The sequence below is a fragment of the Leisingera sp. ANG1 genome, assembly GCF_000203975.2.
GTDB lineage: Bacteria > Pseudomonadota > Alphaproteobacteria > Rhodobacterales > Rhodobacteraceae > Leisingera.
In genome coordinates this window covers 589,918-615,186 of the sequence record NZ_AFCF02000001.1, presented here as the reverse complement: position 1 = coordinate 615,186, position 25,269 = coordinate 589,918, and the positions used below count along the sequence as shown (strand labels likewise).

Sequence of the window (25,269 nt, the reverse complement as noted above, 5' to 3'; positions counted from 1 at the left end):
AGTGGCGGGGAACCGCCATTGCCGCGGGGGGAAACCGCCTGAAATCCGGCGTGCGTTCCGGTGTCCGGGAAGTCGGTCAAACTTTAATCATTAGACATTTGTTAAATATGGCCGCCCACTACATATTGGGGTTGCGCATTGAGGCAGAAACAACCCTCAGGGCAGTTTGCCCCTCACGCCTGTGGGGCAGCTGACCACTTCGGGCAGAAAGGGACCGCGGCTGTTTCCCAAAATTTCGCGGTCCCTACAACCCTTGGCAGCTCCTCAGTGCAGCCCCTGACCGCCCTGCGCAGACCGGTTTGCATACCTCAGCCAAAGGCCGCTTGGGACGCCTTCAGACAGGTTTCTGCATCGCGTCTGACGGCGCCTTGAACAGGCTGTCCCCAGGGCCGATAAGCCCTTTGGGCACCAGTTCTGAAATCGCTTCTGTCTTAAAATCCGGCCGGTCGAACCGCTGGCCGCGCAGCAGCCGGAACAACAGCCGCCGCCGCAGCGCCAGCTCCTCACTTTCCAATGCGTCCTGCATGGCGCATCCCCCTTTTTCACTCCACGTGCCGACTATTCTGGATGAATCCGGCAAACAGATGGTTATTCGGGGGCAGGGGATTTCCGTGCAATTTGGCGTGTCTTTGCAAACTCCGCTGAGCCAAAGAAAAAGGCCGCCCCAAGGGCGGCCTTTCCCGTGTCTCACTGTCCCGGATGGGATCAGTTGGTTTCTTCGCCAGCGGCTTCGGCCGGTGCTTCGTCGTCGTCGGACGCAGCAGAGCCGATGTCGTCGAACAGCTCGGAAATCTCGAACTCTGCAGCGGCTTCCTCTTCGGCGGCCAGCTCCTGGATCGATTTGCCCGATGCCTGCAGTTCGGCTTCTTCTGCCGAACGTGCGACGTTCAGTTCGATGGTTGCTTCGACTTCCGGGTGCAGTTTCACGGAGACCGAGTGCAGGCCGAGGTCCTTGATCGGAGCGATCAGGGCGACCTGTTTCTTGTCGACCGAGAAACCGGCTTCGGTTGCAGCATCAGCCGCGTCGCGCGGGGTGACGGAGCCGTACAGCGCGCCCGCGTCCGAAGCGGAGCGAATCACGATGAACTGCTGGCCGTCCAGCTTCTCTGCCAGAGCCTCGGCTTCTTTCTTGGTCTCCAGGTTGCGCGCTTCCAGCTGCGCTTTCTGGGCTTCGAAAGAAGCGATGTTGGCTTCGGAAGCGGTCTTTGCCTTGCCCTGCGGCAGCAGGAAGTTGCGGGCGAACCCGGGCTTCACGTCAACGACGTCGCCCATCTGGCCCAGCTTTGCAACGCGCTCAAGAAGGATAACTTGCATCTGCTTATCTCCTTACTTCACGGCGTAGGGCAGCAGGGCGAGGAAGCGGGCGCGCTTGATAGCACGGGCCAGCTCACGCTGCTTCTTTGCCGAAACGGCGGTGATGCGCGAAGGCACGATCTTGCCGCGCTCAGAGATGTAGCGCTGCAGCAGACGGGTGTCTTTGTAGTCGATCTTCGGCGCATTTTCACCCGAGAACGGGCAAACCTTGCGGCGGCGGAAAAACGGTTTGGCTGCCATGATTTAGCGTCCTTTTCTCAAGCGTTGATCAGCGGCGCTCACGGCGATCGCCGCGTTCGTCGCGCTTCTGCATCTGGACCGAAGGGCCCTCGGCGTGCTCGTCGACCTTGATGGTCAGGACGCGCATCACGTCATCATGCAGACGCATCAGGCGCTCCATTTCCTGAACGGCGGCCGACGGTGCGTCGGTCTTCAGGAAGGCATAGTGGCCCTTGCGGTTCTTGTTGATCTTGTAGGCCATGGTCTTGACGCCCCAGTACTCCTGCTCGACCAGCTTGCCGCCGTTGTCGGACAGAACAGCACCGAAATGTTCGATGAGGCCTTCAGCTTGCGAGTTGGACAGGTCCTGACGCGCAATCATGACATGCTCATAGAGTGGCATGCGAACTCCTGTTTGTGTCTAGGCGCATTTCATAGACGGGGCATGTCACACTTCCGCTGCCCGGTCACGAGAGGCTGCGCGGATCGAAGATGTCGCGGAAGCAGGGCCTCCTATACAGGCTGGCGCCAAAAGAGCAAGTCCAAAGGGCGTTTTGCGCTGGCTGCAATGGCCCGCCGCGGCAAAACCGCAAGCCCGCCCCATTGCTGCCCCAATGCCAGTCTTCACTCGTTAACGAAGCCTTAACGCGGAGAGAAGCCGCGGCGCCGGAAACCCAGACGCGGGACCCGCAGCAGGGCAGCAGAAACAGGACCGCAGCAGAAGGGCAGTCAAATGGCAGTGACAGACCACACCCCGCCGCAGATTTCCGCAATGTCCAGCGCACGGGCGCTTGGCGCAATTGCCAGTGCATCGCCGCTGCGCTTGAGGTTCGAAGCGAACTGGAAAGTGCGGGTGGTTGCGCTGAAGCTTCTGGGCGCCGCGATGATCCTCAGCTCAACCGGCCTGTGGCTGGTGCAGGGGGCTGGCGCGGATGCGGAAATGAACCTGATCCGCTTCGGCCTCTCCGTTGCATTCCTGCTGGCCGGGCTGGTCCTGATGACCGCGCATGAGCCTGAAGGCCGGCCGGAGGCCTGCTTTGATCCGGTGCGCCGCGAACTGCGGGTGCTCAAGCGCGACGCCCAGGGCCGTCCGCGCACCGTCCTGCGGCGCAGCTATGACACCCTGGGCGGCGCACGGCTCACCGCCAGCTCCGTCCAGCTGTTCGAGGGCGACGGCAGCCTGATGATCGAACTGCCGCTGGCCTCCGCCGCGGTGCGCAGCCAGCTGCGCGACCAGCTCAGCGGTGCGGTGCGCATCCTGACCTGATCCGCTTTCACATTTGCGCGAGATGCCGCCCGGCTGCCTGCAGCCGGGTTTTGTGTTCGCGCGCTCACAGATAATGTTGGTTTTTGCGGTCTTCCTTTCGGGGAGGAAACAACCACATGTGTTGCCATAGAAATTCTTCAATTCGGAGCCTTTGACATGAAAAAGACCCTGTTTGCCGCCGCCTTGGCCGCTGCCGCTGCAACCGGCGCTGCCGCCGCACCGGAGAAATACGTGCTGGACGCCGGCCACAGCCAGATCCTGTTCGATTACAACCACCTCGGTTATTCGACCACCTACGGCCTGTTCTCCGGCTTCGAAGGCGAGATCATGTTCGATCAGGAAGACCCGGCCGCTTCCAGCGTGTCGGTTTCGATGCCGCTCAGCAGCATGTTCACCGGCTGGCAGGCGCGCTTTGACCATTTCATGACCAAGGACTTCTTTGACGCCACCGAGGATGAAACCATCAGCTTCACCTCCACCGGCATCGAAGTGACCGGCGAAAACACCGCCAAGATCACGGGCGACCTGAACCTCAACGGCGTGACCAAATCCGTGGTGCTGGACGCCAAGCTGAACCAGGCCGGCGAACACCCGATGGCCAAGAAGCCCTGGGCCGGCTTTGACGCCACTGCCCAGATCCTGCGCTCCGACTACAACCTGGGCCAGTTCGCCCCCTTCGTCAGCGATGAGGTCAACATCAAGATCTCCGTCGAGGCGATGAAGGCCGACGGCTGATCCAGCCGCCGCATCTTTGAAATTACAGCCGCCGGCTCCCTTGGGGCCGGCGGTTTTCCTTTGCGCCGCGCTGCGAAGACCTCCCCAAACCGTGACCCAAGTTCACTGGCCTTTGCGCCGCATCAGGCGCAGACTGTGGGCGGCCTCTCCGGCCACTTCGGAAAGGAGGCACCATGTTCCGCTTCGGCTTTCTCACTTCAGCCTGCGCGGCTTTGGCCCTTGCTGCCAACCTGGCCTTTACAGCTCCCGCCGCAGCCCATGATTCCGGCAATGACGCCGCCCGCGCCATCGCCGGGCTGATTGCGCTTGGCATTATCGTCAAGAGCCTGGACAACGACCGGGACCGCCACCGCGGCCGCGTCTATTATCACCAGCCCCGGCAATACCACGGCTACCACGGCGCCCGCCGGCACCACGCCACCCGCAACCGGCACCACTTCCGCCGCCACGGCGGCCACCGGCACCGCTCACGCCACGGCGGCTATTACTACCACCGGCATTGAAATCAGCGGGCAGATCAGGTCCCGGAAGCCTGTGAATAAGCAAAGCGCCGCGCGTCAGCGCGGCGCCAGGCCCAAGGCTGCCGGGGGGGTGCCGGCATTGCCGGCGCACCCGCCAGGCGCGGGAGAGCGGCCCTGTGCTGCCGGTTATTCGGCGCGCTTGGCTTCCAGTTCCACTGCGACATCCACGGCAAACGCCAGCGAGCTTTCATCGGGCAGGCTCTTGCCAACCCCGAAATCCAGCCGGTTCAGCGTCAGCCCGCCACTCATCTTGGCCGTATCCCCCTCAAGCACCAGATCAAAGGGCAGGGTGGCCGGCACGGTTTCGCCCTTGATGGTCAGGGTACCCACTGCCTGATAGCCCTCTGCCAGCTTCTCAATCTCCGCCTTGAACTGAGCCGCCGGAAAATTGGCGCTGTCGAAGTAATCCGCGCCCATCGCCTGGCTTGCGACGGAGCCCAGCTCCAGCGAGGGGATTGCAATGGTCACCTCCACATCGCCCGCCGGGCCAGGGGCGGCCGGCTCCTCGAAATTGATCACCGCGGTCCACTCACCAAAACTGCCATTGATGACGCTGCCCATCTGAGTGACGGCGATGCCCAGCGTGCCGGACTGCACCGCCCAGCCGCCCGCGCCCTCGGGCGCTGCGGCAACCACCGGGGCAACGGTGCCTTCTGTGCCATGATCGTGGTCATGGCCGCCCAGAATGCCCAGCGCCGCACCGCCGCCCAGCACACCGCCCCAGACCACCACTGCAGCCAGCATCGGTGCCAGGCTGTGCGCCTGCGCAGGCGGCCTGGGCAGGGTGCCGCTGCCCGGCAGCATCCGCCGCAGGGTGGCGTCGCGGTCGATCACATGGTGCTTCAGCGCGCCGGCAATATGCAGCCCCAGCGCCGCCGCCAGCGTCCAGACCAGCAGCCAGTGCAAGCCGCCAAAGACTCCCGCAACCGCGTCGGACTTCGGCACAAACGGCAGCTCCTGCCCGAACGGCCACCAGATCGGCGCAAAGCCGGTGGTCGCCGCATGATGGATCCAGCCCGTGAGCGGCACCGCCACCAGCGAGCCGTAAAGCAGCCAGTGCACCACCTCCGCCGCCAGCGCCTCTGCCTTGCGCTCCGGGTGCAGCAGGCCGGGTTTCGGCTGGCTCAGCGCCCACAGGATGCGAAGCAGCGCAGTGAAGAACACCGCCACGCCGATGGTCTTGTGCAGGGAGAACAGGAGCGTTGCCCGCTCGATCACCGCCTGGCTGCCGTCAAACCCGGGGCTCTGGATCTCATGCGCCAGTTCATTGGCGACATAGCCCAGCGGAAAGGCAGAGAAGATCAGGAGGGCCGTAAGCCAGTGAAAGCCCTTGGCGACAGAGCCGTAAGACGAAAATGTATTGGAGCGGGACATAAAGCGCATTTCCTGGTCTGGGTCCGGTTGACCTTAACCTAACCACGCACACCTGGGATGCAACGCACGGGGCTGTCCGTCCATGCACAGGTTTCGTGCGCAATCTGCACCTTTGCTTGTACGTTAGGGAAAGGGCGGGTACATCAGGCAAAACGCTAAAACAGACGAGGTCATCAATGACGATCGCATTTGTGTTCCCCGGGCAGGGCGCCCAGACCATCGGCATGGGCAAGGCGCTGGCTGAGGCCTATCCCGCCGCCAAGGCCATCTTTGACGAGGTGGACAGCGCACTCGGCGAAAGCCTGAGCCAGCTGATCTGGGAGGGCGACATCGAAACCCTGACCCTGACCCAGAACGCCCAGCCCGCCCTGATGGCCACCTCCATGGCGGCCATGCGCGCGCTGGAGGCCGAAGGCGTCACCATCGATAAGGCGGCTTTTGTGGCCGGCCACTCCTTGGGCGAATACTCCGCGCTGGCCGCCGCCGGTGCCATTTCGGTTGCCGACACCGCCCGCCTGCTGCGCACCCGCGGCCTCGCAATGCAAAGCGCGGTGCCGGTGGGCGAGGGCGCCATGGCCGCGATCCTGGGCCTCGATCTGGATGCCGTGCGCGCGGTGGCTGAGGAAGCCGCGCAGGGCGAAGTCTGCCAGGCCGCCAACGACAACGACCCCACCCAGGTGGTGGTCTCCGGCGCCAAGGCCGCGGTGGAACGCGCGGCTGAAATCGCCAAGGAGAAAGGCGCCAAGCGCGCAGTGATGCTGCCGGTGTCCGCCCCCTTCCACTGCGCCCTGATGCAGCCCGCCGCCGATGCCATGGCGGAGGCGCTGGCCGGTGTTGATATCAAATCCCCCGCAGTTCCGCTGATCGCCAACGTCCGCGCCGATGCGGTCACCAGCCCGGACGAAATCCGCGCATTGCTGGTGGAGCAGGTCACCGGCTCCGTGCGCTGGCGCGAAAGCGTGCAGGCGATGGCCGCCAAGGGTGTGACGGAATTCTGGGAAATCGGCGCAGGCAAGGCGCTGTCGGGCATGATCCGCAAGATCGACCGCAATCTCGCCTGCCGCCAGGTCGGCACGCCCGAGGACGCCGCGGCCGCCGCCGGGGCCTGATCCATGCAGCGCCGCCTCGCGTTTCTGGCATCCAGCCTTGCCCTTGCCGCAGCCGTGGCAGTGGCGGGCGGGCTGATGCTCAGCCACGCGCAGGCGGCCAGTTTCAAGCTGCAGGGGCAGGACATTCTGGTCAACGGCACCGTCAACGGCAAGTCGCTGCGCAAGTTCCGCGCCTTCATGGCCAAGAACCCGGATGCGCAGCGGCTGGTGCTGCTGGACATGCCCGGCTCTGACGATGATGAGACCAATCTGAAAATCGGCCACATGGTCCGCGATCTGGGCCTCGGCACCCATGTCACCGCCAGCAGCCGGATCTATTCCGGCGCTGTGGAGCTGTTCCTGGCCGGCACCGAACGCACGATGGAGGCAGGCGCCGTCCTGGGTGTCCACGCCTGGGAGGGTGACAAGACAGCCGACGAATACCCGCGCTGGCACCCGGAACATGCGCCCTATGTGGCCTATACAACCCGGATGCTGGGCAGCGCCGATTTCTACTGGTTCACCGTCCGCGCGGCCCCCGCCAGCTCAATGCACGAAATGACCGAGGCCGAGATAGAGCGCTTCGGTCTCCTGACACAACCGGTCCTGCGGGACTAAGAAGCCAAGAGGGCAAGAAACATGTTTGATCTTACAGGAAAAAATGCGCTGGTGACCGGCGCGTCCGGCGGCATCGGCGGCGACATCGCCCGCGCCCTGCACGCCGCTGGCGCCACCGTGGCGCTGTCCGGCACCCGCGAGGAGCCGCTGAAGGCGCTGGCGGCTGAGCTGGGCGAGCGCGCCCATGTGCTGACCTGCAACCTGTCGGACGCGGAGTCGGTTGAAGCACTGCCGAAACAGGCGGCGGAGGCAATGGGCTCGGTCGACATCCTGGTGAACAACGCAGGCATCACCCGCGACAACCTGTTCATGCGCATGAAGGACGAAGAGTGGCAGAGCGTTCTGGACGTGAACCTCACCTCCACCATGCGGCTCTGCCGCGGCGTGCTGCGCGGCATGATGAAGGCCCGCTGGGGCCGCATCATCAACATCTCCTCCGTGGTGGGCGCCACCGGCAACCCCGGCCAGGGCAACTATGCCGCTTCCAAGGCCGGCATGGTCGGCATGTCCAAATCGCTGGCCTATGAGGTCGCCAACCGCGGCATCACCGTCAACGCCGTGGCACCGGGTTTCATCGCCACCGCCATGACCGACAAGCTGAATGACAACCAGAAAGACGCGATCCTGACCCAGATCCCGGCCGGCCGGATGGGAGATTCGAAGGAAATCGCCTCTGCCGTGCTCTATCTGGCCAGCCAGGAAGCAGGCTATGTCACCGGCACCACCCTGCATGTGAACGGCGGCATGGCGATGATCTGAGCGCCCCGCCGCGCCGCATCATTATTGAACCCCGCAGCCTGTCTGCGGGGTTTTTCCGTCTCTGCAGCCCGGAACAAGAGCCGCAACCGGGGTTGGCCGGAGGCGCCAAATGATTGAAATCCGGTGAAAAAGCAAAAAAGATGCAGTGCAGGTCTTGCAACCACTTGATTACAAGGCCATCTGCACGCTTCATAGCGGCCACAGGCAAACTGCGCTGCCGCTTGATGACCGCGCGAAACCGTTTGCCTTGGCTGCGGTCTATGCTATAGGCGGCCCATATCCGCTGGTATTTCCTAACGGAAACGCCGCACTGTCCCCGTCCCGCGGGGATCACACCGCCCGCTCCGGGCAAAACCACGCCGCCCGGCTAGGGCAGGGCAGAACCGGGCAGAGTGCCCTGTAAAACGAGGAAGAGACATGAGCGACGTCGCAGATCGCGTTAAAAAGATCGTTGTTGAGCACCTGGGTGTTGAAGAAGACAAGGTCACCGAAAACGCCTCCTTCATCGACGATCTGGGCGCAGACAGCCTGGACACCGTGGAACTGGTGATGGCGTTTGAAGAAGAGTTCGGCATCGAGATCCCGGACGACGCAGCCGAAACCATCCAGACCTTCGGCGACGCGGTCAAGTTCATCTCCGAAGCGTCCTAAGCCACGCTTCCGGATGACCGGATTTCACGGCGCTCTCCTGCACGGAGGGCGCCGTTTTCTTTTGCCCGCCTGCCTGCGCCGAATCTGCTGCTGCGGCATTCTGGCCCCTTGTGCCTGTGGCGTTTGTTTGCGCTACCGGCGCGCCCGGAAATCCACGCCGCAATTGTTCTATAAATGGTCAGGATACGGCGTATCGCCGGCCTCAATCCGTGTTACTCTGAACCCATGAGGCATGACATGAGGAGACTGGCACTATGATCATCTACCCCACGATGCAAATTCAGAATGGCCGTTGCGTGACGCTCGAAAAAGGCCGCCTGGACGAGCCGCAGATCTGGCACGTGGACCCGGTGGAAACCGCCAAGGGCTTCGCTGCAGCCGGGGCGGAATGGATGCACCTCACCGATTTCAACGCGCTGGAAGGCGACAACAGCAACGAGGAACTGGTCACCGACATCATCCGCGCTGCCGGTATCCCGGTGCAGCTGGGCGGCGGCATGCGTTCGCGCGAGCAGGTCGAGTACTGGATCGACAAGGGCGCAGGGCGTGTCGTGATCGGCACCCTGGCGGCGCGCGATCCGCACCTGGTGCGCGAACTGGCCGAACACCACCCCGACCAGATCGTTCTGGCGGTGGACATCTGGCAGGGCCAGGTGATGACCGATGGCTGGCGCAAGTCTGGCGCTTTCACCCCTGAGGCCTATCTTGAGGCTTTTGCGGGCGCGCCCTTTGCGGGCATCCTCATCACCGATATCGACGCTGATGTTGCCGATACCGAGGCGCAGATGGGGCTGATCTCGCATCTGGCCTCGCTGGTGAAACTGCCGGTGATCGCCAGCGGCGTGGTGCGCAACGCTGATGACATCTCACGGCTGAAGTACATCCACAACATCGCCGGTGCCCAGATCGGCCGGGCCCTGTTCAGCAAGACTATCGCGCTGGAGGATGCGCTGGCCGTGGCCCGCCCGGAACCGGAACCGGTCGCCGAATTCCAGTAAGGCCGGCATCCGGCACGCAAGACCAGGGGCGCCTGCCAGCGGGCGCCCCTTCGTTATGGCCGTAACCGGCTTGGCTGCGGCCAGAGGTGCTGCACGGATGCCAGCCGCGAGTCCCGGGCTGGTCTCAGGCCGGTTTGACCGCGGCTTTGGATGCCAGTTCCGTCGCGGTCTCGGCCTGTTTCGACCAGTTGAGGAGGCTGCGCAGTTCTTCTGCCGTCATTGGCTTCAGGAATTTCACCCCAACATAATCAGCGCTCTGCCAGGTCACCTGGGCCCGGATTTCACCTACACCGGGAAAGACGGCAATGACGTCTTTCTTTGGCGGTGGCAGCGGGGTGCCGGGCAGCTGCCAGATCCGGATCTTGGCGCCCATGCGGCTGATGTCGACCAGTTTGGCGCGCAGCATCTGGGCCGGGGTTTTCAAGGAACAGGGCAGCGAGCAGGGGTAGCGGCGGCGCCTGCGCCGGTGGCGCCGGGCGACCCGCTCCGCCAGAAACATGCCGCCGCCGCCCAGCACCAGCGCGGACAGCGATCCGGCAATGGCCGTCTCCTGTGAAATGCCCCTGATCCGCCCCATCCCGGCCGCTGTGTCCGCGGAACTTTCCTTCTCCGGCGCATAGTCGCAGGGCAGCGGGATGATCCGGGCGGCAAACTCCTCCAGCAGCGCCGATGTGCCAAGCCGCTGCGCACTGACTTCCGCCTTGGCTTGCCCATGCCGGTTATACACCTGAAGCAGCCCTTTCTGCTGGGTGATCAGCCGCATCGCCAGCGGCTCATACGCGTCCATGCCGGCCCGCCGCATTTGCATTCGCAGTGTGACATCCGGATGATCCTCCAGCCAATGCTCCAGCTGCCGGGCCGCGCGCGGCCCGTTCCCGGTGCGCAGATACTCCAGGAACTGGCGCGCTTCATGCTGGAAAATCACAAGATCGGATTGCAGAACGCAGGTGGGCCTGGACGCCTCAGCCCGCCCTGCGCTGCACCAGAGCGCTGCAGGCGCAGCAAGCGCAACCAGGATCAGTGGCCAATGTTTCATGCGGGGCTCGCCTTGCAGATCAAAAAGGTGGTTTCGCGCGTCTTCCGTTCAATCACTCTACCAAGGAGGGTGCTGGCAGTTATTAACGCAACCGTTTACGGGAGTTAATTCCCCGTAAAAGCGCCCGTGGGTGACAGGGTAAGGGGATCGGGAGGAAACAGGATATGCCGCAAATCAGCAGCAGGAGACGCAAACGGAGCACAGGCCGCGCCGCATGCAAAGCATCAGCCGGGCTCTGGGCCCGGCTGCAGGCCGCTGGCCTGAAAAGTGATTCTGGCTGGTTTGGCAGCCGCGCTGCCAAGGACGCGGCCGGGGGCGTTTACAGCCCCAGCCGCACTTCCTCGCGCATGCCGCCTTCTTCCATCGGGAATTCCTCCAGCAGCCGGTGCAGCTGCATGAAGTTGAATTCCTTGATGAATTGCACACCGACATAATCCGCGGTCTTCCAGCGCACCTGGGCGTCCACCGTATAGCCGCCAAAGTTCAGCTTCACCCGGCCTGAGGCATCGACCTGCGTGTCCGGGTGCACCTTGGCGCCGGCCCGGCTGAGGTCGACCAGGTGGCCCCGCACCGTGCGCCCGCCGGCCTGCAGCACGCAAGGCACGGCACAGGGGTAGCGTTTGGTGCGGCGGATCTTGCGGATGCCGATCCGGTCGAGAAAGTACAAAACGCTGCCGCCCAGCACCAGGAAGGACACCCAGGCAATCGCGGCATTGATGATCTGCTGGCGCTGGCGGGCGTCATTGGCGTTGATCGCCACCAGCTTGCTGCCGAAACCGTCTTCCTTGATCTGATCGCACGGCAGTGCCTCAACCCGGATGCCATAGTCCGACTGCAACGCGAAAACCCCCATGTGGCGGGCGGTTTCCAGCGCCACCTGGCGGCCCTGGCTGGAGAGGATCTGCAGCAGCACAGTGGATTGCTGCATCAGCTTCAGCGTGCCGGCTTCGACCTGCTGAATGCCGACAGCCCGCATCCGCTGCTTCAGCGGGGCAGGCGGATTCGTACCGATCCAGCTGTTCAATTGCTGCACGTAATAGGCGCCTTCGCCGGTCTCGAGGTAGGACAGGAAGCCCGCCGAAGCCCGGTTCAGTCCGGAGAGATCCTGATGCACAGGACAGGCCGCCTCCGCCCGCAGGGGAAGCAGGGACAGGGTCAGCAGAACCGCAGCAGTCGGAAGCCATTGGCGCATGGCAGTGTAGTCCTCACATATCTCCGCAGGAGATTTTGGCGCAAAGTTGCAAATTTGAGGTTAACAAGGCCGGATCGCAGCCCGGAAAGTTCCTGTTTCCCTCCCGCCAGATGCTGCAATGGGGATGCCGTCTCAATCCGGGGTCTTGCTGCCGGCAAAGGAAAAAAGCAAAAAAAGACGGGCTGGAGACAAAATGGCCCAGAGCTCCAGCCCGCTTTGGCATTCGATGAGGACGGATGCCGAGTTTCGCGTTTTGATAAATTCAACCTAAGTGTGAGTCGTTAATCAAACGTTCCCGCAGCGCAAAAACACCGTCACGGCCCATTTTCCGTAACGTCACGGCGGGTGCCAGCCCGCTCTTGCACCCGGTTGCCATTCCAAGCTATTTGAACGGACGGATTGCCGAGGCATAGGAGAGCAAGGAATGCGCCGAGTAGTAGTCACCGGACTGGGCCTGGTCACCCCGCTGGCCAGCGGAGTCGAAGAAACCTGGTCCCGGTTGCTGGATGGACAGTCGGGCGCCGGCCCCATCACCCTGTTTGATGCTGAAGCAAGCGGCGTCACCACCACCTACGCCTGCGAAGTTCCGCGCGGCGACGGCTCTGAGGGCACGTTCAATCCGGATGACTGGGTCATCAAGAAAGAACAGAAGAAGATTGACGACTTCATCCTCTATGGCATCGCTGCCGCCGATATGGCCGTGCGCGACGCCGGCTGGACGCCGGAGGACGAGGAAAGCCGCTTGCGCACCGGCGTGATGATCGGCTCCGGCATCGGCGGGTTGTCGTCGATCGCCGACACCGCGGTGATGATCAAGGAGAAGGGCCCCCGCCGGGTGTCGCCGTTCTTCATCCCCGGCGCACTGATCAACCTGATCTCCGGCCAGGTCTCGATCCGTTTCGGCTTCAAGGGCCCGAACCACTCCGTCGTGACCGCCTGCTCGACCGGCGCCCACGCCATCGGCGACGCGGCCCGGCTGATCAAATCCGGCGACGCCGACGTGATGATTGCAGGCGGCGCCGAAGCCGCGATCTGCGAGATCGGCATTGCCGGCTTCAACGCGTGTAAAGCACTGTCCACCAAACGCGCCGATGACCCCAAGGCCGCCTCGCGCCCCTATGACGCCGACCGCGACGGGTTCGTGATGGGCGAGGGCGCTGGCATCGTGGTGCTGGAAGACTACGAGCACGCCAAGGCCCGCGGCGCCAAGATCTATGCCGAGGTGCTGGGCTACGGCCTGTCCGGCGACGCCTACCACATCACCGCGCCTTCCGAGGACGGCGAGGGCGGCGAACGTTCGATGAAGGCCGCTCTGGCCAACGCAGGCCTGGACGCTTCCGCCATCGACTACATCAACGCCCACGGCACCTCGACCATGGCCGACACCATCGAACTGGGCGCGGTTGAACGCCTGCTGGGCGATCACGCGGGCAATGTCACCATGTCCTCGACCAAATCCGCCACCGGCCACCTCCTGGGGGCCGCCGGCGCGATTGAGGCGATCTTCTCGATCCTGGCGATCCGCGACCAGGTGGCCCCGCCGACCATCAACCTCGACAACCCCGCGGTTGAAACCCCGGTCGACCTGGCCCCCAACGCCAAGCGCGAGCGCAAGATCAACGTGGCCCTGTCGAACTCCTTCGGCTTCGGCGGCACCAACGCATCGGTCCTGTTCGGGAAACCTGACTGATGTGGCGCAGCCTCGCCTCTAACATGCTGACTGTCCTGATCGCCGCCCTGTTCCTGCTGGGCGGCCTCATCCTGTGGGGCAAGTCGCAATATACTGCCGAGGGCCCGCTCGACACCGCCATCTGCCTGCGGGTGGAGCGCGGCTCCAACATGGCCCGCGTCAGCCGCGACCTGGAAACCCAGGGCGCCGTCTCCTCCGGCACCATCTTCCGCCTCGGCGCCAAATACAGCGAGAAAACCGGCCAGCTGAAGGCCGGCAGCTTTCTGGTGGAGCCGGGGTCGTCGATGGAGCGCATCGTTGACGAGATCACCCATTCCGGCGCCTCCACCTGCGGCACCGAAATCGTCTACCGCGTCGGCGTGACCCGGACCCAGGCGCTGGTGCGCGAACTGGACCCGGCGACCAGCAAGTTCGAGGAAATCGCCGACTTCGTCCTCGGCGAGGATGAGGTCCCGGCCGAGTACACCGAGACCCGCCAGGACGCCGATACCCGCTACCGCATCGCGCTGGCCGAAGGCGTGACCAGCTGGCAGGTGGTCGCGGCGCTGAAAGCGATGGATGTGCTGGACGGCGACCCGGGCGAACGCCCCGCCGAGGGCCTGCTGGCACCCGACAGCTATGAGGTCACCCCCGGCACAGACCGCGCCGCGGTGCTGGCAGAAATGCAGAAACGCCAAGAGCTGCGCATCAACGCCGCCTGGGAAAGCCGCTCCGCGGATGCGGTGGTGAAAACCCCGGAGGAAATGCTGATCCTCGCCTCGATCATCGAGAAGGAAACCGGCGTCGCCGAGGAACGCGGCCTGGTCGCCTCTGTGTTCACCAACCGCCTCAACCGCGGCATGCGCCTGCAGACCGACCCGACGGTGATCTACGGCGTCACCAAGGGCGAGGGGACCTTGGGCCGCGGCCTGCGCCAGAGCGAGCTGCGCAAGGCGACCCCCTGGAACACCTATGTGATCGAGGGCCTGCCGCCCACGCCCATCGCCAACCCGGGCCTTGCCAGCCTGGAGGCCGCGGTGAACCCGGAGACCACCAACTACGTGTTCTTCGTCGCTGACGGCACCGGCGGCCACGCCTTTGCCGAGACGCTGGACGAGCACAACGCCAACGTCGCCAAATGGCGCGAGATCGAGGCCCAGCAGCAAAACAACTGACCGGACGCCGGAATTCTGCGAGAATTCCGGCCCGGAAAACACGCGTTTTCCGAGCCGTTTCCCGCGCCGGGAAACGGTCTGCGGGGCGGGACAGACACAGGGAAGGGCGCCGGTTGGCGCCCTTTTTTTGTTACTGCAGGAAGCAGAGATTGCGCGGTGCAAGTGCGGCCGTTTGCGGGTGCTCTCGTTCTTTTCCATGGCCTTATTGCCTTTCGGCCGGTATGCAAAAGAGGGAGGGTAGGTTGTGGAACGAAAGCTGGCGGCAGTCTTAATCGCCGATATGGTCGGGTACACCAGCCGGATGGAACAAGACGAAGCCGGCACGCTCGCTTCGCTGTCTGCATTTTTTGATACGCTCTCCGCCCCGCTTATTGCTTCCCATCGCGGCCGCATCGTCAAGCAATTGGGCGATGGTCTTCTGGCCTGCTTCGACAGTGCTGCCGACGCTGTTTCTTGTGCCATCGAATGGCAGCAAGCGCAGGGTGAGGCTGCCGATCCGATCCGCTTTCGAATTGGTATTAATCTCGGCGACATAATCATTCGTGACGGCGATGTCTTCGGATCGGGTGTCAACCTGGCTTCAAGGTTGGAGCAGCTTGCCCCGCCCGGCGGAGTGCTAATCTCGGAAGCTGTTTACGGTGTTGTTGGAACCAGTCTCCCGGTTACTTGGGAAGATACCGGGCTCCACACTCTCAAAAACGTCGCCTCGCCGGTGCGCGCCTGGCGTTATGGCGGGGTGAAAGAGGCGGACACAGGACAAGTTCGGCCGGCTGATCCCGGAACGGCTAAGGTTGCCGTTCTTCCCTTCGATAGCATGAGCGGCGATACCGATCAGTCATTTTTCAGCGAAGGTATTGCAGAAGATGTTATCACAGGCTTGTCACGTTTCCGCACCCTCCAGGTCACTTCAAAGAACGCATCCTTCCGCTTCAAACCGAAGGATACAGACCCGGCCGAAATAGCCGAGGCGCTCGGTGTCGATTACCTCGTTCAGGGCAGCGTCCGGAAGGCCGGGGGACGGGTACGTATCTCGGTTCAGCTTGCGGATGCCCATAAAGGGATCCAGCTTTGGTCGGAGCGCTATGACCGCGAATTGGAAGATGTATTCGCCGTGCAGGACGAAGTAGCGCGCAGTGTCGCGGCGGTCTTGCCCGGACGGGTGCAACACGACGTGGTTGACCGCGCCGCTCATAAGCCGGCGGATGAAATGAAGGCCTACGAATTGATGCTGAAGGGCAAGGCGCTGCGAGACGGGCTGAATGCGCAGGACACAGCAACTGCACGCGTGCTCCTCGAACGGGCAGTCGTGCTCGATCCGTCTGTTGCGCGAACTTACATGTACCTGTCAGACACCTATGTGATTGACCTCTGGCTCGGTCTTGCGGACCCGGACGCGCCCGACCATGCACTTAAGACCGCCCGCAAAGGCGCTGCACTTGATAACCGCGACGTCTATATCCAGGATCAACTCGGGTTTGCATACCTTTGTGCGGGTCTTTGGGATGAAGCAGAAGCCCAGTTCGAAAGAACACTGTCGCAAATCGTCAATGAAGCAGAATCCATGGCGTGGTGCGGCTACGCGTTTCTCTTGCTAGGACGTCAGGAAAAAGCGCGCGATGTCGTGTCGGAAGCGATGCGTCTGGACCCGCTGCATCCGCCCGCCATTAAATGGATCATGGGACAGGCAGAGTTCTTTAGGGGCAACTATGAAGCGGCGCTTGGTATGTTGAATGGCGAGGCGCGTTTAAACTCGCTCGCCTCAGCATTTGTCGCTGCATCCTACGCACATCTCGGCCGTCGAAAGGAAGCCGCAGCCGCATTGAAGGAGTTCGTCGCTGAACGCCATGACGAATTCGCCAGCCGCGGCATTGAAGTCGATGAGGATACCGTTACGAGTCTTGCGCGCGGGTTTGAAACGATGTGGCGGCGGCCGGGGGATTTTGCTCTCGTTGCGGATGGTTTGCGCGCCTCAGGACTCAGCAGCTGAACCTAGCGATCCTAAGTATTTCCTTCCGGTCCTTCTTATTCTCCGCCTCCCCCGTTGCGTACCCACCGTACGCACCCCTCCCCATAACCCTTGACTTTTACGCTGAAATCGCGTATAGGTTGTGGTGCAGCTGGAAGAAACATGGACGGCCCCGGACCCCCTCCGCCGGCGGCCGTCCTGTCTTTCTCTCGTGCGGACAAGAACGCATGAGGCAGAGCATATCATGACAGATCAGACCAGCGGCCCGGCACCGGGCCACTCAGGGCAGGGCCACCCGGCACCGACCCCCTCTGAACCGGACCGCGCAGCACCGTCCCCCTCTGAACAGGCCCCCTCTGAACAGGGCCAGACACCGGACCAGGACGGCGCCGCCCTCCTGAAACGGCGGGTGCATTACACTGCCGATCTCCTGCTGTCCCTGCAGGACAGCATCCACCGCCTGCGCAAAGAAGCAGAGGAGCTCCGGGAGCAGCTCGAAACCACCGGCGCCAAATCCCAGGTCCGCAAGCTCGAAGACCTGATCCGGGACTGCCAGAAAGTGGAGAAGACCCTTGCAGAACAAAGCACCGACGTCGCCCGCCTGCTCAAATCCGAGCATGAACTCGATCTCGTCGCGGCGCGCGCAGCTGTCGAGCTCGGACTTTCTCGCCTGCGTGCCGCCCTCGCTCCTGAGCTGCTTCTTGGATGAGCTGGACCGCAAGACCCTCTGCGCACTGCCGCATCTCTTTCACATCTGGGCGCTGGATCACCAGCGCCCGCCGCCGGGCGATTGGCGCGCCTGGGTGATCCTGGGCGGGCGCGGTGCAGGCAAGACGCGGGCAGGGGCCGAATGGGTCCGCTCGCTGGCTGAGGGCGCGTGGCCTCACGACCCCGGCACCGCCCGGCGCATCGCACTGGTGGCGGAAACCTATGACCAGGTGCGCGACGTGATGATCCACGGCGACAGCGGCATCCTGGCCTGCTCGCCGCAGGACCGCCGCCCCAAGTGGAAGGCGTCGGAGCGCAAGCTGATCTGGCCCAACGGCGCCGAGGCGCAGGCGTTCTCCGCCCACGACCCCGAGGCGCTGCGCGGCCCCCAGTTCGACGCCGCCTGGGCGGATGAACTGGCCAAGTGGAAGAAGGGGCAGGAGAGCTGGGACATGCTGCAATTCGCGCTTCGGCTGGGGCAGGATCCCCGCGTCTGCGTCACCACCACCCCGCGCAACGCAGCCGTCCTGAAACGGCTGCTGGCCTCGCCCAGCACCGTCACCACCCATGCCCCGACCGAAGCCAACCGCGCCAACCTCGCAGCCTCCTTCCTCACGGAAGTCCGCGCGCGCTATGCAGGCACCCGGCTGGGCCGGCAGGAGCTGGACGGGGTGATGCTGTCGGACATCCAGGGCGCGCTCTGGACCACCGCAGCACTGGTGGAGGCCCAGGTGGCCGAAGCCCCGCCCTTGGACCGGATCGTGGTGGCGGTTGACCCGGCCGTCAGCGCGGGCAAGGACTCCGACGCCTGCGGCATCGTGGTGGCGGGCGCGGTCACCCACGGCCCGCCGCAGGACTGGCAGGCCTATGTGCTGGCGGATTGCACCGTGCAGGGGGCCACGCCGATGACCTGGGCGCAGGCGGTGATCTCCGCCCGCGACCGCTTTGGTGCCGAACGGGTGGTGGCAGAGGTCAACCAGGGCGGCGCGCTGGTCGAAACCGTGCTGCGCCAGGCCGACCCGCTGGTGCCGTTCCGCGCCCTGCACGCGCGAAAGGGCAAATCCGCCCGCGCCGAACCCGTCGCGGCACTTTATGAGCAGGGCCGGGTGCGCCACCTGCCGGGGCTGGGCGAGCTGGAAGACCAGATGTGCCAGATGACCCCGCAGGGCTACCGCGGCAGCGGCTCTCCCGACCGGGTCGATGCGCTGGTCTGGGCGCTGCATGAGCTGATTATCCAGCCCGCCGCCAACCTGCGCAGGCCGCAGGTCAGGGTGTTATAAAACGCTAAGGGCAGCGTCCGTCCGCGGGTGGACGCGAAGCGCCCGCCCGGGGGGGCGGACGGGCGCTGCCCGGCCTTCGGCCAGGCGAAGACAAGACAAAGAAATTCGATTGGATGAGGCAGCGCGCAACGCTGCCTTTATCTTTTAAAACAGTGCTGTAACCCAAGGTGTTGCGTACCCACCGTACGCACCGCTTGCCAAATCTTCAGGTCTTTCTGGCCCTAATGATCCTCAGCAAAGGCGCACCAGCCCCACCGGGCCGGCAGCGCCACATAGGAACAAGCTGAGGAGCGGACCATGGTCTTTGACCTGCTGCGGCGCAAATCGCCAGACCCCCAGAAATCAGGCCCCCAGAAACCGGGCCCCAATACTCCGGGCCTGGAACAGAAGGCCAGCCAGACCGCCCGCGTGGTCTCCTGGCACGGCGCCGGCCGCATCGCCTGGAGCCCGCGCGACACCGTGTCCCTGACCCGCAGCGGCTTTGCCGGCAATCCGGTCACCCACCGGGTGATCCGCCTCATTGCCGAGGCCGCCGCCGCGGTGCCGCTGGTCCTGCAGGACAGCCGCCAGCGCTTTGACACCCACCCCTGGCTGGCGCTGCTGGCCCGTCCCAATCCGGCCCAGACCCAGGCCGAGATGCTGGAGGCGCTCTATGGCCACCTGCTCCTGTCCGGCAACGCCTATATCGAGATGGTCACAGCTGAGGACGCGACGCCTGCAGAACTGCACGTGCTGCGCTCCGATCGGATGAACGTCGTGCCGGGGCCGGACGGCTGGCCCGCGGGCTTTGATTACGTGGTGGGCGGGCGCAAGCACCGCTTCGCCAACGAACCCGGCAACTCCCCGGTCTGCCACATCAAAAGCTTCCACCCGCAGGATGACCACTACGGCCTCTCGGCCCTTCAATCGGCGGCAATGGCCATCGACGTCCACAACGCCGCCTCGCGCTGGTCCAAGGCGCTGCTTGATAACGCAGCCCGCCCCTCCGGCGCGCTGGTCTGGACCGGTTCCGACGGCCAGGGGCAGATGTCCGACGATCAATTCCGCCATCTAAGCGAAGAAATTCAAACGAATTTCCAAGGCGCCAATAATGCCGGCCGCCCGATGGTGCTGGAGGGCGGATTGGACTGGAAACCGATGGGCTTCTCGCCCTCCGACATGGAATTCCAGAAAACCAAGGACACCGCCGCCCGCGAAATTGCGCTGGCCTTCGGGGTGCCGCCGATGCTGATCGGCATCCCCGGCGACGCGACCTATGCCAACTATCAGGAGGCCAACCGCGCCTTCTACCGGCTGACCGTGCTGCCCTTGGTGTCCAAGGTCACCGCTGCGCTGTCCGGCTGGCTCACCGCCTGGACCGGCGACACGCTGACGCTGAAGCCCGACCTCGACCAGCTGCCTGCGCTCGCGGCAGAGCGCGAGGCGCAATGGCGGCGCATCACCTCCGCGGATTTCCTCACACCCGCGGAAAAGCGGCGTCTGCTGGGGTTGCCCACAGAAACCCTGCCCACAGAGCAGACGGAGGGCGGACAGGATGACTGAGCACCCGATGCACGCATTTGATTGTTCACCGGGATTGCGCCTGTCCGCCCATGAGCGGGTGGCCCAGATCCAGCACGACGCCGTGAACCGCCGCCTCGACCGGATCGAACAGATGATGGAGCGGCTGGAAAAACGCCTCTGGCTCACTGTCTACGGCGTCGCCGCGGTGATCCTGGCGCAGGCCTTCCAATCCTTCCTGACGGTGCAATTACCGTAAATCCAACGACTTGCGAGGTTCAGATGATGCAGGGATCCCCCCAGCTGGAACATAAATTCGCACGCTTCGGCGAGGAACTCTCGCTGAAGGACGCAACCGAAATCAAGGGCTACGCCAGCCTCTTTGGCCAGACCGACCAGGGCGGTGACGTGGTGATGCGCGGCGCCTATGCGGCCTCGCTCAAGGCGCTCCGCGATCAGGGCCGCACGGTCAAGATGCTGTGGCAGCACGACCCGCACCAGCCCATCGGCGTCTGGGACGAGGTGCGCGAGGACAAGCGCGGACTGTATGTGAAGGGCCGCATCCTCACCGCCACCCCCAAAGGCGCCGAAGCGGCAGCCTTGATCGAGGGTGGCGCCATCGACGGCCTCTCGATCGGCTACCGCACTTTGAAAGCCACCCGCGCCCCCGACGGCACCCGCCATCTGACCCAGGTGGAGCTGTGGGAGGTGTCGCTTGTCACTTTCCCGATGCTGCCCGCCGCCCGGGTGGCAGCCAAATCCTCCGCCGATGCGGAAGCACAAGCGCTGCGCGCCCTGGCCGACGGCCTGCGCCAGATCACCCGTGACCTCAGAACAGGACACCAAACATGAGCAACCAAGACCTCCCGGCCCAAACCGGGGACGCAGCGCCCCTGGCGCATGAAGTGAAACAAGCCATCACCGGCTTTCTTCATGAATTCAAGGGGTTTCAGGACGACGTGCAATCAAGGCTGAAACAGGCAGAAGAGCGAGTGACCATGCTGGACCGTAAGACAATCTCTCAGAACCGCCCCCATCTGGCAGCCAGCCAGGACGCGGGCGCCCCGCATCAAAAGGCGTTCAACGCCTACCTGCGCAACGGCGACGACGACGGCCTGCGCGGGCTTGAGCTGGAGGGCAAATCCATGTCCACCGCGGTGGGCAGCGACGGCGGCTATCTGGTCGACCCGCAGACCGCGGACACCGTCAAGGCGGTGCTGAATGCTTCCGCCTCGATCCGCGCCGTGGCCTCCGTGGTGCATGTGGAGGCCTCAAGCTATGACGTGCTGATCGACCACAGCGAGATGGGCGCCGGCTGGGCCAATGAAACCGGCCCGTCCACGGAAACCTCCACCGGCAGCATCGACCGCATCTCGATCCCGCTGCATGAACTCAGCGCCTTGCCCAAGGCGTCGCAGCGGCTGCTCGATGACAGCGCCTTTGACATCGAGGGCTGGCTGGCCGGGCGCATCGCCGACAAATTCGCGCGGTCCGAGGCCGACGCCTTCATCAACGGCGACGGCAACGACAAGCCCACCGGTTTCCTCAACTACAACGTCGAGGAAAACGACAGCTGGACATGGGGCAACATCGGCTACAAGGCCACCGGCGTCGAAGGAGAGATCGGTAACGGCGACGCGATCATCGACCTGGTCTATGCGCTGGGGGCGGAATACCGCGCCAACGCCACCTTCATTCTGAACTCCAAGACCGCGGGAATGCTGCGGAAATTGAAGGACGCCGATGGCCGCTTCCTGTGGTCCGACGGCCTGGCCGCAGGCGAGCCTGCGCGCCTGATGGGCTACCCGGTGCTGATTGCCGAGGACATGCCGGATCCGGCCGCCAACAGCTTCCCCATCGCCTTCGGCGACTTCCGCGCCGGCTACACCATTGCCGAACGCCCGGACCTGCGGGTGATGCGCGACCCCTTCAGCGCCAAGCCGCATGTGCTGTTCTACGCGACCAAGCGCGTCGGCGGCGACGTCAGCGACTTTGCCGCGATCAAGCTGATGAAATTCGGCCTGAGCTGACCGCTCAGCGCTGATGGCGGACCGGCAGCCCGGTCCGCCGGCTGGCACGCACCCCATATTTCCCTGCCGTCTAGCTGCTCCCCCTCCGTCCGAGCGGCAGGGAACGGTGCGTGCCGGCCGAACCTCAAAAACCGGACAGCAGATCAGGGCCGGCACAAGGGGGAGGCCCGCAGGAGTGAGATGATGATGCTGAGCGAAGTGACCCCCGTGCCCGAGGCCGCCCTGCCGCTGGCCCCCTTCAAGGCGCACCTCCGCCTGGGCACCGGCTTTGGCGAGGACAGCCTGCAGGACGAGGTGCTGATTGGCTTCCTGCGCGCCGCCCTGGCAGCCGTGGAAGCAAGAACCGGCAAGGCACTGATAACCCGCGATTTTGAAATGGAGATCCGCCACTGGCGCGACCGCACCGGGATGACGTTTCCCATCGCCCCGGTGCAGATGGTGACAGAGGTGATGATCCGTGACTCCGCAGGCGCTGAGACGGTGCTGGACCCCGCCGCCTACAGCCTGGAACGCGACAGCCAGCGCCCGGCGCTGTGTCCCGCGGGCAGCCTGCTGCCCGCCATTCCCGCGGGCGGTCTGGCACGGATCACCTTGCAGGCCGGCATGGCCGCGGACTGGGGCGGGCTTCCTGCCGATCTGGGTCAGGCGGTGATGCTCTTGGCGGCGCATTACTACGAATACCGGGCCGATACCGGTCTGCATGGCGGCTGCATGCCCTTTGGCGTCACCAGCCTCATTGAACGCTACCGCACGCTGCGGCTGACATTGGGGGGCCTCGCATGAAACGCCCCCCGAACCTGACCCGCAAACTGGTGCTGGAAGACCCCCAGCGCGCCCCCGACGGCGCCGGCGGCTATGCTGAGACCTGGGTGGCGCTTGGCACCCTCTGGGCAGAGGTGAAGCCGCTCAGCGGGCGTCTGAACAGCGACAGCCTGTCTTTGCAGAAATACCGCATCACCCTGCGCGCTTCCCCCGATGGTTTTGCATCCCGCCCGCGCCCCGACCAGCGGTTCCGCGATGAAAACCGTTTCTACCGCATTGATGCGGTTGCGGAAAATGGACCGGACGCCCGCTACCTCACCTGCTTCGCGGTTGCGGAGGTGAGCACATGACCTATGCCATCGCAGGCGGACTGCAATCCGCCGTCTACACCCATCTGACCGGCGACGCGGGTCTGACCGCACTGGTTGGCAGCGCGATCTATGACGCCATCCCCGCAGGCCCCTTGCCGCAGACCTATGTGGCGCTTGGCAGCGAAGAGGTGCTGGACCGCTCTGACAAGACCGCGGGCGGTGCCGAACACCGGTTCTTTGTCACCGTCACCACCGACATGGCCGGCTTTGCCACCGCCAAATCTGCCGCCGCCGCCGTCTGCGATGCGCTGGTCGGGGCCCAGGTGCCGCTGCCGCGCGGCCAGCTGACCGGCCTGTGGTTCGACCGGGCCAAGGCGGAGCGGCTCAGCACCGGCGGCAGGCAGATCACCCTGCGCTTCCGCGCCCGTGTGGATGATGTGTGAACCGCAAGAACCTAACGAAACCAATTGAAATACATGGAGAAACGCCATGACAGTTCAAAACGGAAAGGACCTCTTGGTCAAAGTGGACATGAACGGCGCAGGCCTATTCGAGACCATCGCCGGCCTGCGCGCCACGCGGATCAGCTTCAACGCCGAAAGCGTCGATGTGACCAGCCTCGAAAGCCAGGGCGGCTGGCGCGAACTGCTGGCCGGTGCCGGCGTCCGCTCCGCCAGCATTTCCGGTTCCGGCATCTTCCGGGATGAGGCGACGGACGAACGAGCCCGGCAGCTGTTCTTTGACGGGCTGATGCCGGAATTCCAGGTGATCATCCCCGACTTCGGCATCGTGCAGGGGCCGTTCCAGGTCACGGCACTGGAATACGCCGGCAGCCACAATGGCGAGGCGACCTATGAACTCTCGCTCGCCAGCGCCGGCCAGCTCAGCTTTGCGGCGGTCTGATCGATGGTGAACCCGCATGCAGGCGAGGCGGAATTGCTCGTGAATGGAACCCCTTACGCGCTGAAGCTCACACTCGGTGCGCTTGCAGCCCTTGAGGCCGCGCTGGAGGAAGGCACGCTGGTGGATCTGGTGCAGCGGTTCGAACAGGGCCGGTTTTCCGCCCGCGATGTGCTGGCGCTGCTGGCGGCGGGCTTGCAGGGCGGCGGGCATGATCTCAGCCGCGAGGATCTGGCTGTGGCCACCATCACCGGCGGCCCGATGCAGGCGGCACGGGTGGCGGCGGAGTTGCTGGTGCGCAGCTTCGCCGTGCCGGAGAGCCCATGACTGCGCTCGACTGGCCCGCCCTGATGCGCGCCGGAATGGCGGGGCTGAAACTGCTGCCGCGCGACTTCTGGCAGCTGACACCCGCTGAGTTGCGGCTGATGCTGGGCGAGGCCGCGGCACCGCAGCCGCTGGGGCGCGACCGGCTGGCAGCCTTGATGGCGGCCTTCCCGGACACCGCTGGCCCGAAGAATAAGGAGACAACAGATGACTGACTCATCTTCTATGGCAGAATTGGAACTGCAGGGCGAGGCTTTGGGAGAAGCGCTGGACGGTGCCTCTGGAATGGCCGCAGCCTTTGCAGATGTGCTGGGGCGGGTGAAGGAGGGTTTCTCCGAAACCGGCCGCGATGCCCAGATCCTGGACCGCAGTCTTTCCAAGGGCTTGCGCCGCGCTTTTGACGATCTGGTGTTTGACGGCGCCAATCTGTCGGAGGCGATGGACACGCTCGCGCGCTCAATGATCCGCACCACCTATAACGCGGCGATGAAACCGGTCACCAACCACGTGGGCAGTCTTATTTCCGACGGTTTCGGCAGCCTCATCGGCAGTATCCTTCCCTTCGCCAATGGCGCCGCCTTCAGCCAGGGCAAGGTGATGCCCTTTGCCAAGGGCGGCATTGTCACCAGCCCCACCACGTTTCCGATGCGCGGTGCCACCGGGCTGATGGGCGAAGCCGGGCCGGAGGCGATCCTGCCGCTGACGCGCGGCGCCGATGGCTCGCTTGGGGTGCGCAGCCAGGGCGGCGGCGCGGTGAATGTGGTGATGAATGTCTCCACCCCCGACGTCAAAGGCTTTGACCGCAGCCGCAGCCAGATCGCTGCGCAGCTGTCCCGCGCGCTGTCACGCGGCGGGCGCAACCGTTAAGGATG

Annotated in this window: 31 protein-coding genes; 24 read left to right on the top strand and 7 right to left on the bottom strand. The window is 64.3% G+C overall.

The genetic code is table 11. The features are described 5' to 3' along the window. Window positions 1–334: 334 nt before the first annotated feature. The 4 genes from GC1_RS02985 to rpsF all read right to left on the bottom strand — a co-directional run bounded on the left by GC1_RS02985 (window position 335) and on the right by rpsF (window position 1,936). The gene (locus tag GC1_RS02985) at window positions 335–526 is read right to left on the bottom strand and encodes a hypothetical protein (RefSeq protein ID WP_019295530.1); all 192 of its coding nucleotides are present in this window, start codon (window positions 524–526) and stop codon (window positions 335–337) included. A gap of 179 nt (window positions 527–705) precedes the next feature. Beyond that, a complete protein-coding gene (gene rplI / locus GC1_RS02980; protein ID WP_019295531.1) occupies window positions 706–1,314 on the bottom strand; it encodes a 50S ribosomal protein L9 in 609 nt (202 codons plus the stop codon). 12 nt (window positions 1,315–1,326) lie between these two features. Continuing rightward, complete coding sequence (gene rpsR, locus GC1_RS02975) at window positions 1,327–1,554, bottom strand: 30S ribosomal protein S18 (RefSeq protein ID WP_005608650.1); 228 nt, start codon at window positions 1,552–1,554, stop codon at window positions 1,327–1,329. Between the two features lie 28 nt (window positions 1,555–1,582). Then, the gene (gene rpsF / locus GC1_RS02970; protein WP_019295532.1) at window positions 1,583–1,936 is read right to left on the bottom strand and encodes a 30S ribosomal protein S6; all 354 of its coding nucleotides are present in this window, start codon (window positions 1,934–1,936) and stop codon (window positions 1,583–1,585) included. 330 nt (window positions 1,937–2,266) lie between these two features. On the opposite strand from rpsF, the gene GC1_RS02965 reads away from it, so the two are divergent. The 3 genes from GC1_RS02965 (at window position 2,267) to GC1_RS02955 (ending at window position 4,038) form a co-directional block, all read left to right on the top strand. Continuing rightward, window positions 2,267–2,800: a hypothetical protein gene (locus tag GC1_RS02965; protein WP_019295533.1), complete on the top strand. Its 534-nt coding sequence runs from the start codon at window positions 2,267–2,269 to the stop codon at window positions 2,798–2,800. A gap of 156 nt (window positions 2,801–2,956) precedes the next feature. After that, complete coding sequence (locus GC1_RS02960) at window positions 2,957–3,535, top strand: YceI family protein (protein WP_019295534.1); 579 nt, start codon at window positions 2,957–2,959, stop codon at window positions 3,533–3,535. Between the two features lie 173 nt (window positions 3,536–3,708). Beyond that, window positions 3,709–4,038 carry a hypothetical protein gene (locus GC1_RS02955; RefSeq protein WP_019295535.1) on the top strand — a complete coding sequence of 110 codons (330 nt, stop codon included), beginning with the start codon at window positions 3,709–3,711 and terminating at the stop codon, window positions 4,036–4,038. A gap of 144 nt (window positions 4,039–4,182) precedes the next feature. On the opposite strand, the gene GC1_RS02950 is transcribed toward GC1_RS02955, so the two are convergent. After that, window positions 4,183–5,430, bottom strand: coding sequence for a cytochrome b/b6 domain-containing protein (locus GC1_RS02950; RefSeq protein ID WP_019295536.1), 1,248 nt, complete (start codon window positions 5,428–5,430; stop codon window positions 4,183–4,185). 176 nt (window positions 5,431–5,606) lie between these two features. On the opposite strand from GC1_RS02950, the gene fabD reads away from it, so the two are divergent. From fabD to GC1_RS02925, 5 genes are all read left to right on the top strand, one after another. Next, the gene (fabD, locus tag GC1_RS02945; RefSeq protein WP_019295537.1) at window positions 5,607–6,539 is read left to right on the top strand and encodes an ACP S-malonyltransferase; all 933 of its coding nucleotides are present in this window, start codon (window positions 5,607–5,609) and stop codon (window positions 6,537–6,539) included. 3 nt (window positions 6,540–6,542) lie between these two features. Next, entirely contained in the window at window positions 6,543–7,136 is a 594-nt protein-coding gene (locus GC1_RS02940; RefSeq protein ID WP_019295538.1) for a hypothetical protein, read from the top strand. A 21-nt stretch (window positions 7,137–7,157) separates the two neighbouring features. Continuing rightward, window positions 7,158–7,895 carry a 3-oxoacyl-ACP reductase FabG gene (gene fabG / locus GC1_RS02935; protein WP_019295539.1) on the top strand — a complete coding sequence of 246 codons (738 nt, stop codon included), beginning with the start codon at window positions 7,158–7,160 and terminating at the stop codon, window positions 7,893–7,895. Window positions 7,896–8,312: 417 nt separating this feature from the next. Next, complete coding sequence (locus tag GC1_RS02930) at window positions 8,313–8,546, top strand: acyl carrier protein (RefSeq protein ID WP_005982462.1); 234 nt, start codon at window positions 8,313–8,315, stop codon at window positions 8,544–8,546. A gap of 254 nt (window positions 8,547–8,800) precedes the next feature. Further along, complete coding sequence (locus tag GC1_RS02925; protein WP_019295540.1) at window positions 8,801–9,544, top strand: 1-(5-phosphoribosyl)-5-[(5-phosphoribosylamino)methylideneamino]imidazole-4-carboxamide isomerase; 744 nt, start codon at window positions 8,801–8,803, stop codon at window positions 9,542–9,544. A gap of 124 nt (window positions 9,545–9,668) precedes the next feature. On the opposite strand, the gene GC1_RS02920 is transcribed toward GC1_RS02925, so the two are convergent. Further along, window positions 9,669–10,580: a PilZ domain-containing protein gene (locus GC1_RS02920; protein ID WP_019295541.1), complete on the bottom strand. Its 912-nt coding sequence runs from the start codon at window positions 10,578–10,580 to the stop codon at window positions 9,669–9,671. A gap of 319 nt (window positions 10,581–10,899) precedes the next feature. After that, window positions 10,900–11,772 carry a PilZ domain-containing protein gene (locus GC1_RS02915; RefSeq protein ID WP_019295542.1) on the bottom strand — a complete coding sequence of 291 codons (873 nt, stop codon included), beginning with the start codon at window positions 11,770–11,772 and terminating at the stop codon, window positions 10,900–10,902. Between the two features lie 424 nt (window positions 11,773–12,196). Between GC1_RS02915 and fabF the strand changes: the two genes are divergently transcribed. The 16 genes from fabF to GC1_RS02835 all read left to right on the top strand — a co-directional run bounded on the left by fabF (window position 12,197) and on the right by GC1_RS02835 (window position 25,264). After that, window positions 12,197–13,462: a beta-ketoacyl-ACP synthase II gene (gene fabF, locus GC1_RS02910; RefSeq protein WP_019295543.1), complete on the top strand. Its 1,266-nt coding sequence runs from the start codon at window positions 12,197–12,199 to the stop codon at window positions 13,460–13,462. After that, complete coding sequence (gene mltG, locus GC1_RS02905) at window positions 13,462–14,616, top strand: endolytic transglycosylase MltG (protein ID WP_019295544.1); 1,155 nt, start codon at window positions 13,462–13,464, stop codon at window positions 14,614–14,616. The genes fabF and mltG overlap by 1 nt, the downstream gene beginning before the upstream one ends. Window positions 14,617–14,860: 244 nt before the next feature. Continuing rightward, entirely contained in the window at window positions 14,861–16,603 is a 1,743-nt protein-coding gene (locus tag GC1_RS02900) for an adenylate/guanylate cyclase domain-containing protein (protein WP_019295545.1), read from the top strand. A gap of 223 nt (window positions 16,604–16,826) precedes the next feature. Then, the gene (locus tag GC1_RS02895) at window positions 16,827–17,291 is read left to right on the top strand and encodes a hypothetical protein (protein WP_019295546.1); all 465 of its coding nucleotides are present in this window, start codon (window positions 16,827–16,829) and stop codon (window positions 17,289–17,291) included. Further along, on the top strand, window positions 17,284–18,570 hold the full coding sequence (locus tag GC1_RS02890; RefSeq protein WP_019295547.1) for a DNA-packaging protein: 1,287 nt from the start codon (window positions 17,284–17,286) through the stop codon (window positions 18,568–18,570). The genes GC1_RS02895 and GC1_RS02890 overlap by 8 nt, the downstream gene beginning before the upstream one ends. Window positions 18,571–18,867: 297 nt before the next feature. After that, window positions 18,868–20,112, top strand: coding sequence for a phage portal protein (locus GC1_RS02885; protein WP_019298453.1), 1,245 nt, complete (start codon window positions 18,868–18,870; stop codon window positions 20,110–20,112). Next, on the top strand, window positions 20,105–20,329 hold the full coding sequence (locus tag GC1_RS02880) for a GTA head formation protein, RCAP_rcc01685 family (RefSeq protein WP_019298454.1): 225 nt from the start codon (window positions 20,105–20,107) through the stop codon (window positions 20,327–20,329). Before GC1_RS02885 ends, GC1_RS02880 begins: the two co-directional genes overlap by 8 nt. Before the next feature lie 23 nt (window positions 20,330–20,352). Beyond that, window positions 20,353–20,922, top strand: coding sequence for an HK97 family phage prohead protease (locus GC1_RS02875; RefSeq protein ID WP_019298455.1), 570 nt, complete (start codon window positions 20,353–20,355; stop codon window positions 20,920–20,922). Then, window positions 20,919–22,100 carry a phage major capsid protein gene (locus GC1_RS02870; RefSeq protein ID WP_019298456.1) on the top strand — a complete coding sequence of 394 codons (1,182 nt, stop codon included), beginning with the start codon at window positions 20,919–20,921 and terminating at the stop codon, window positions 22,098–22,100. Before GC1_RS02875 ends, GC1_RS02870 begins: the two co-directional genes overlap by 4 nt. Before the next feature lie 183 nt (window positions 22,101–22,283). After that, a complete protein-coding gene (locus tag GC1_RS02865) occupies window positions 22,284–22,883 on the top strand; it encodes a head-tail connector protein (RefSeq protein WP_029205070.1) in 600 nt (199 codons plus the stop codon). Then, the gene (locus GC1_RS02860) at window positions 22,880–23,212 is read left to right on the top strand and encodes a head-tail adaptor protein (protein ID WP_019298458.1); all 333 of its coding nucleotides are present in this window, start codon (window positions 22,880–22,882) and stop codon (window positions 23,210–23,212) included. Before GC1_RS02865 ends, GC1_RS02860 begins: the two co-directional genes overlap by 4 nt. After that, a complete protein-coding gene (locus GC1_RS02855; RefSeq protein ID WP_019298459.1) occupies window positions 23,209–23,616 on the top strand; it encodes a DUF3168 domain-containing protein in 408 nt (135 codons plus the stop codon). Before GC1_RS02860 ends, GC1_RS02855 begins: the two co-directional genes overlap by 4 nt. A 46-nt stretch (window positions 23,617–23,662) precedes the next feature. Continuing rightward, window positions 23,663–24,076 (top strand): phage major tail protein, TP901-1 family, encoded by a 414-nt coding sequence (locus tag GC1_RS02850; protein ID WP_019298460.1) that lies wholly within the window; start codon window positions 23,663–23,665, stop codon window positions 24,074–24,076. 3 nt (window positions 24,077–24,079) lie between these two features. Next, the gene (locus tag GC1_RS02845; protein WP_019298461.1) at window positions 24,080–24,400 is read left to right on the top strand and encodes a gene transfer agent family protein; all 321 of its coding nucleotides are present in this window, start codon (window positions 24,080–24,082) and stop codon (window positions 24,398–24,400) included. After that, window positions 24,397–24,612 carry a rcc01693 family protein gene (locus GC1_RS02840; protein ID WP_019298462.1) on the top strand — a complete coding sequence of 72 codons (216 nt, stop codon included), beginning with the start codon at window positions 24,397–24,399 and terminating at the stop codon, window positions 24,610–24,612. The genes GC1_RS02845 and GC1_RS02840 overlap by 4 nt, the downstream gene beginning before the upstream one ends. Continuing rightward, window positions 24,605–25,264 (top strand): phage tail tape measure protein, encoded by a 660-nt coding sequence (locus GC1_RS02835; protein WP_019298463.1) that lies wholly within the window; start codon window positions 24,605–24,607, stop codon window positions 25,262–25,264. The genes GC1_RS02840 and GC1_RS02835 overlap by 8 nt, the downstream gene beginning before the upstream one ends. The last annotated feature ends 5 nt before the right edge of the window (window positions 25,265–25,269 follow it).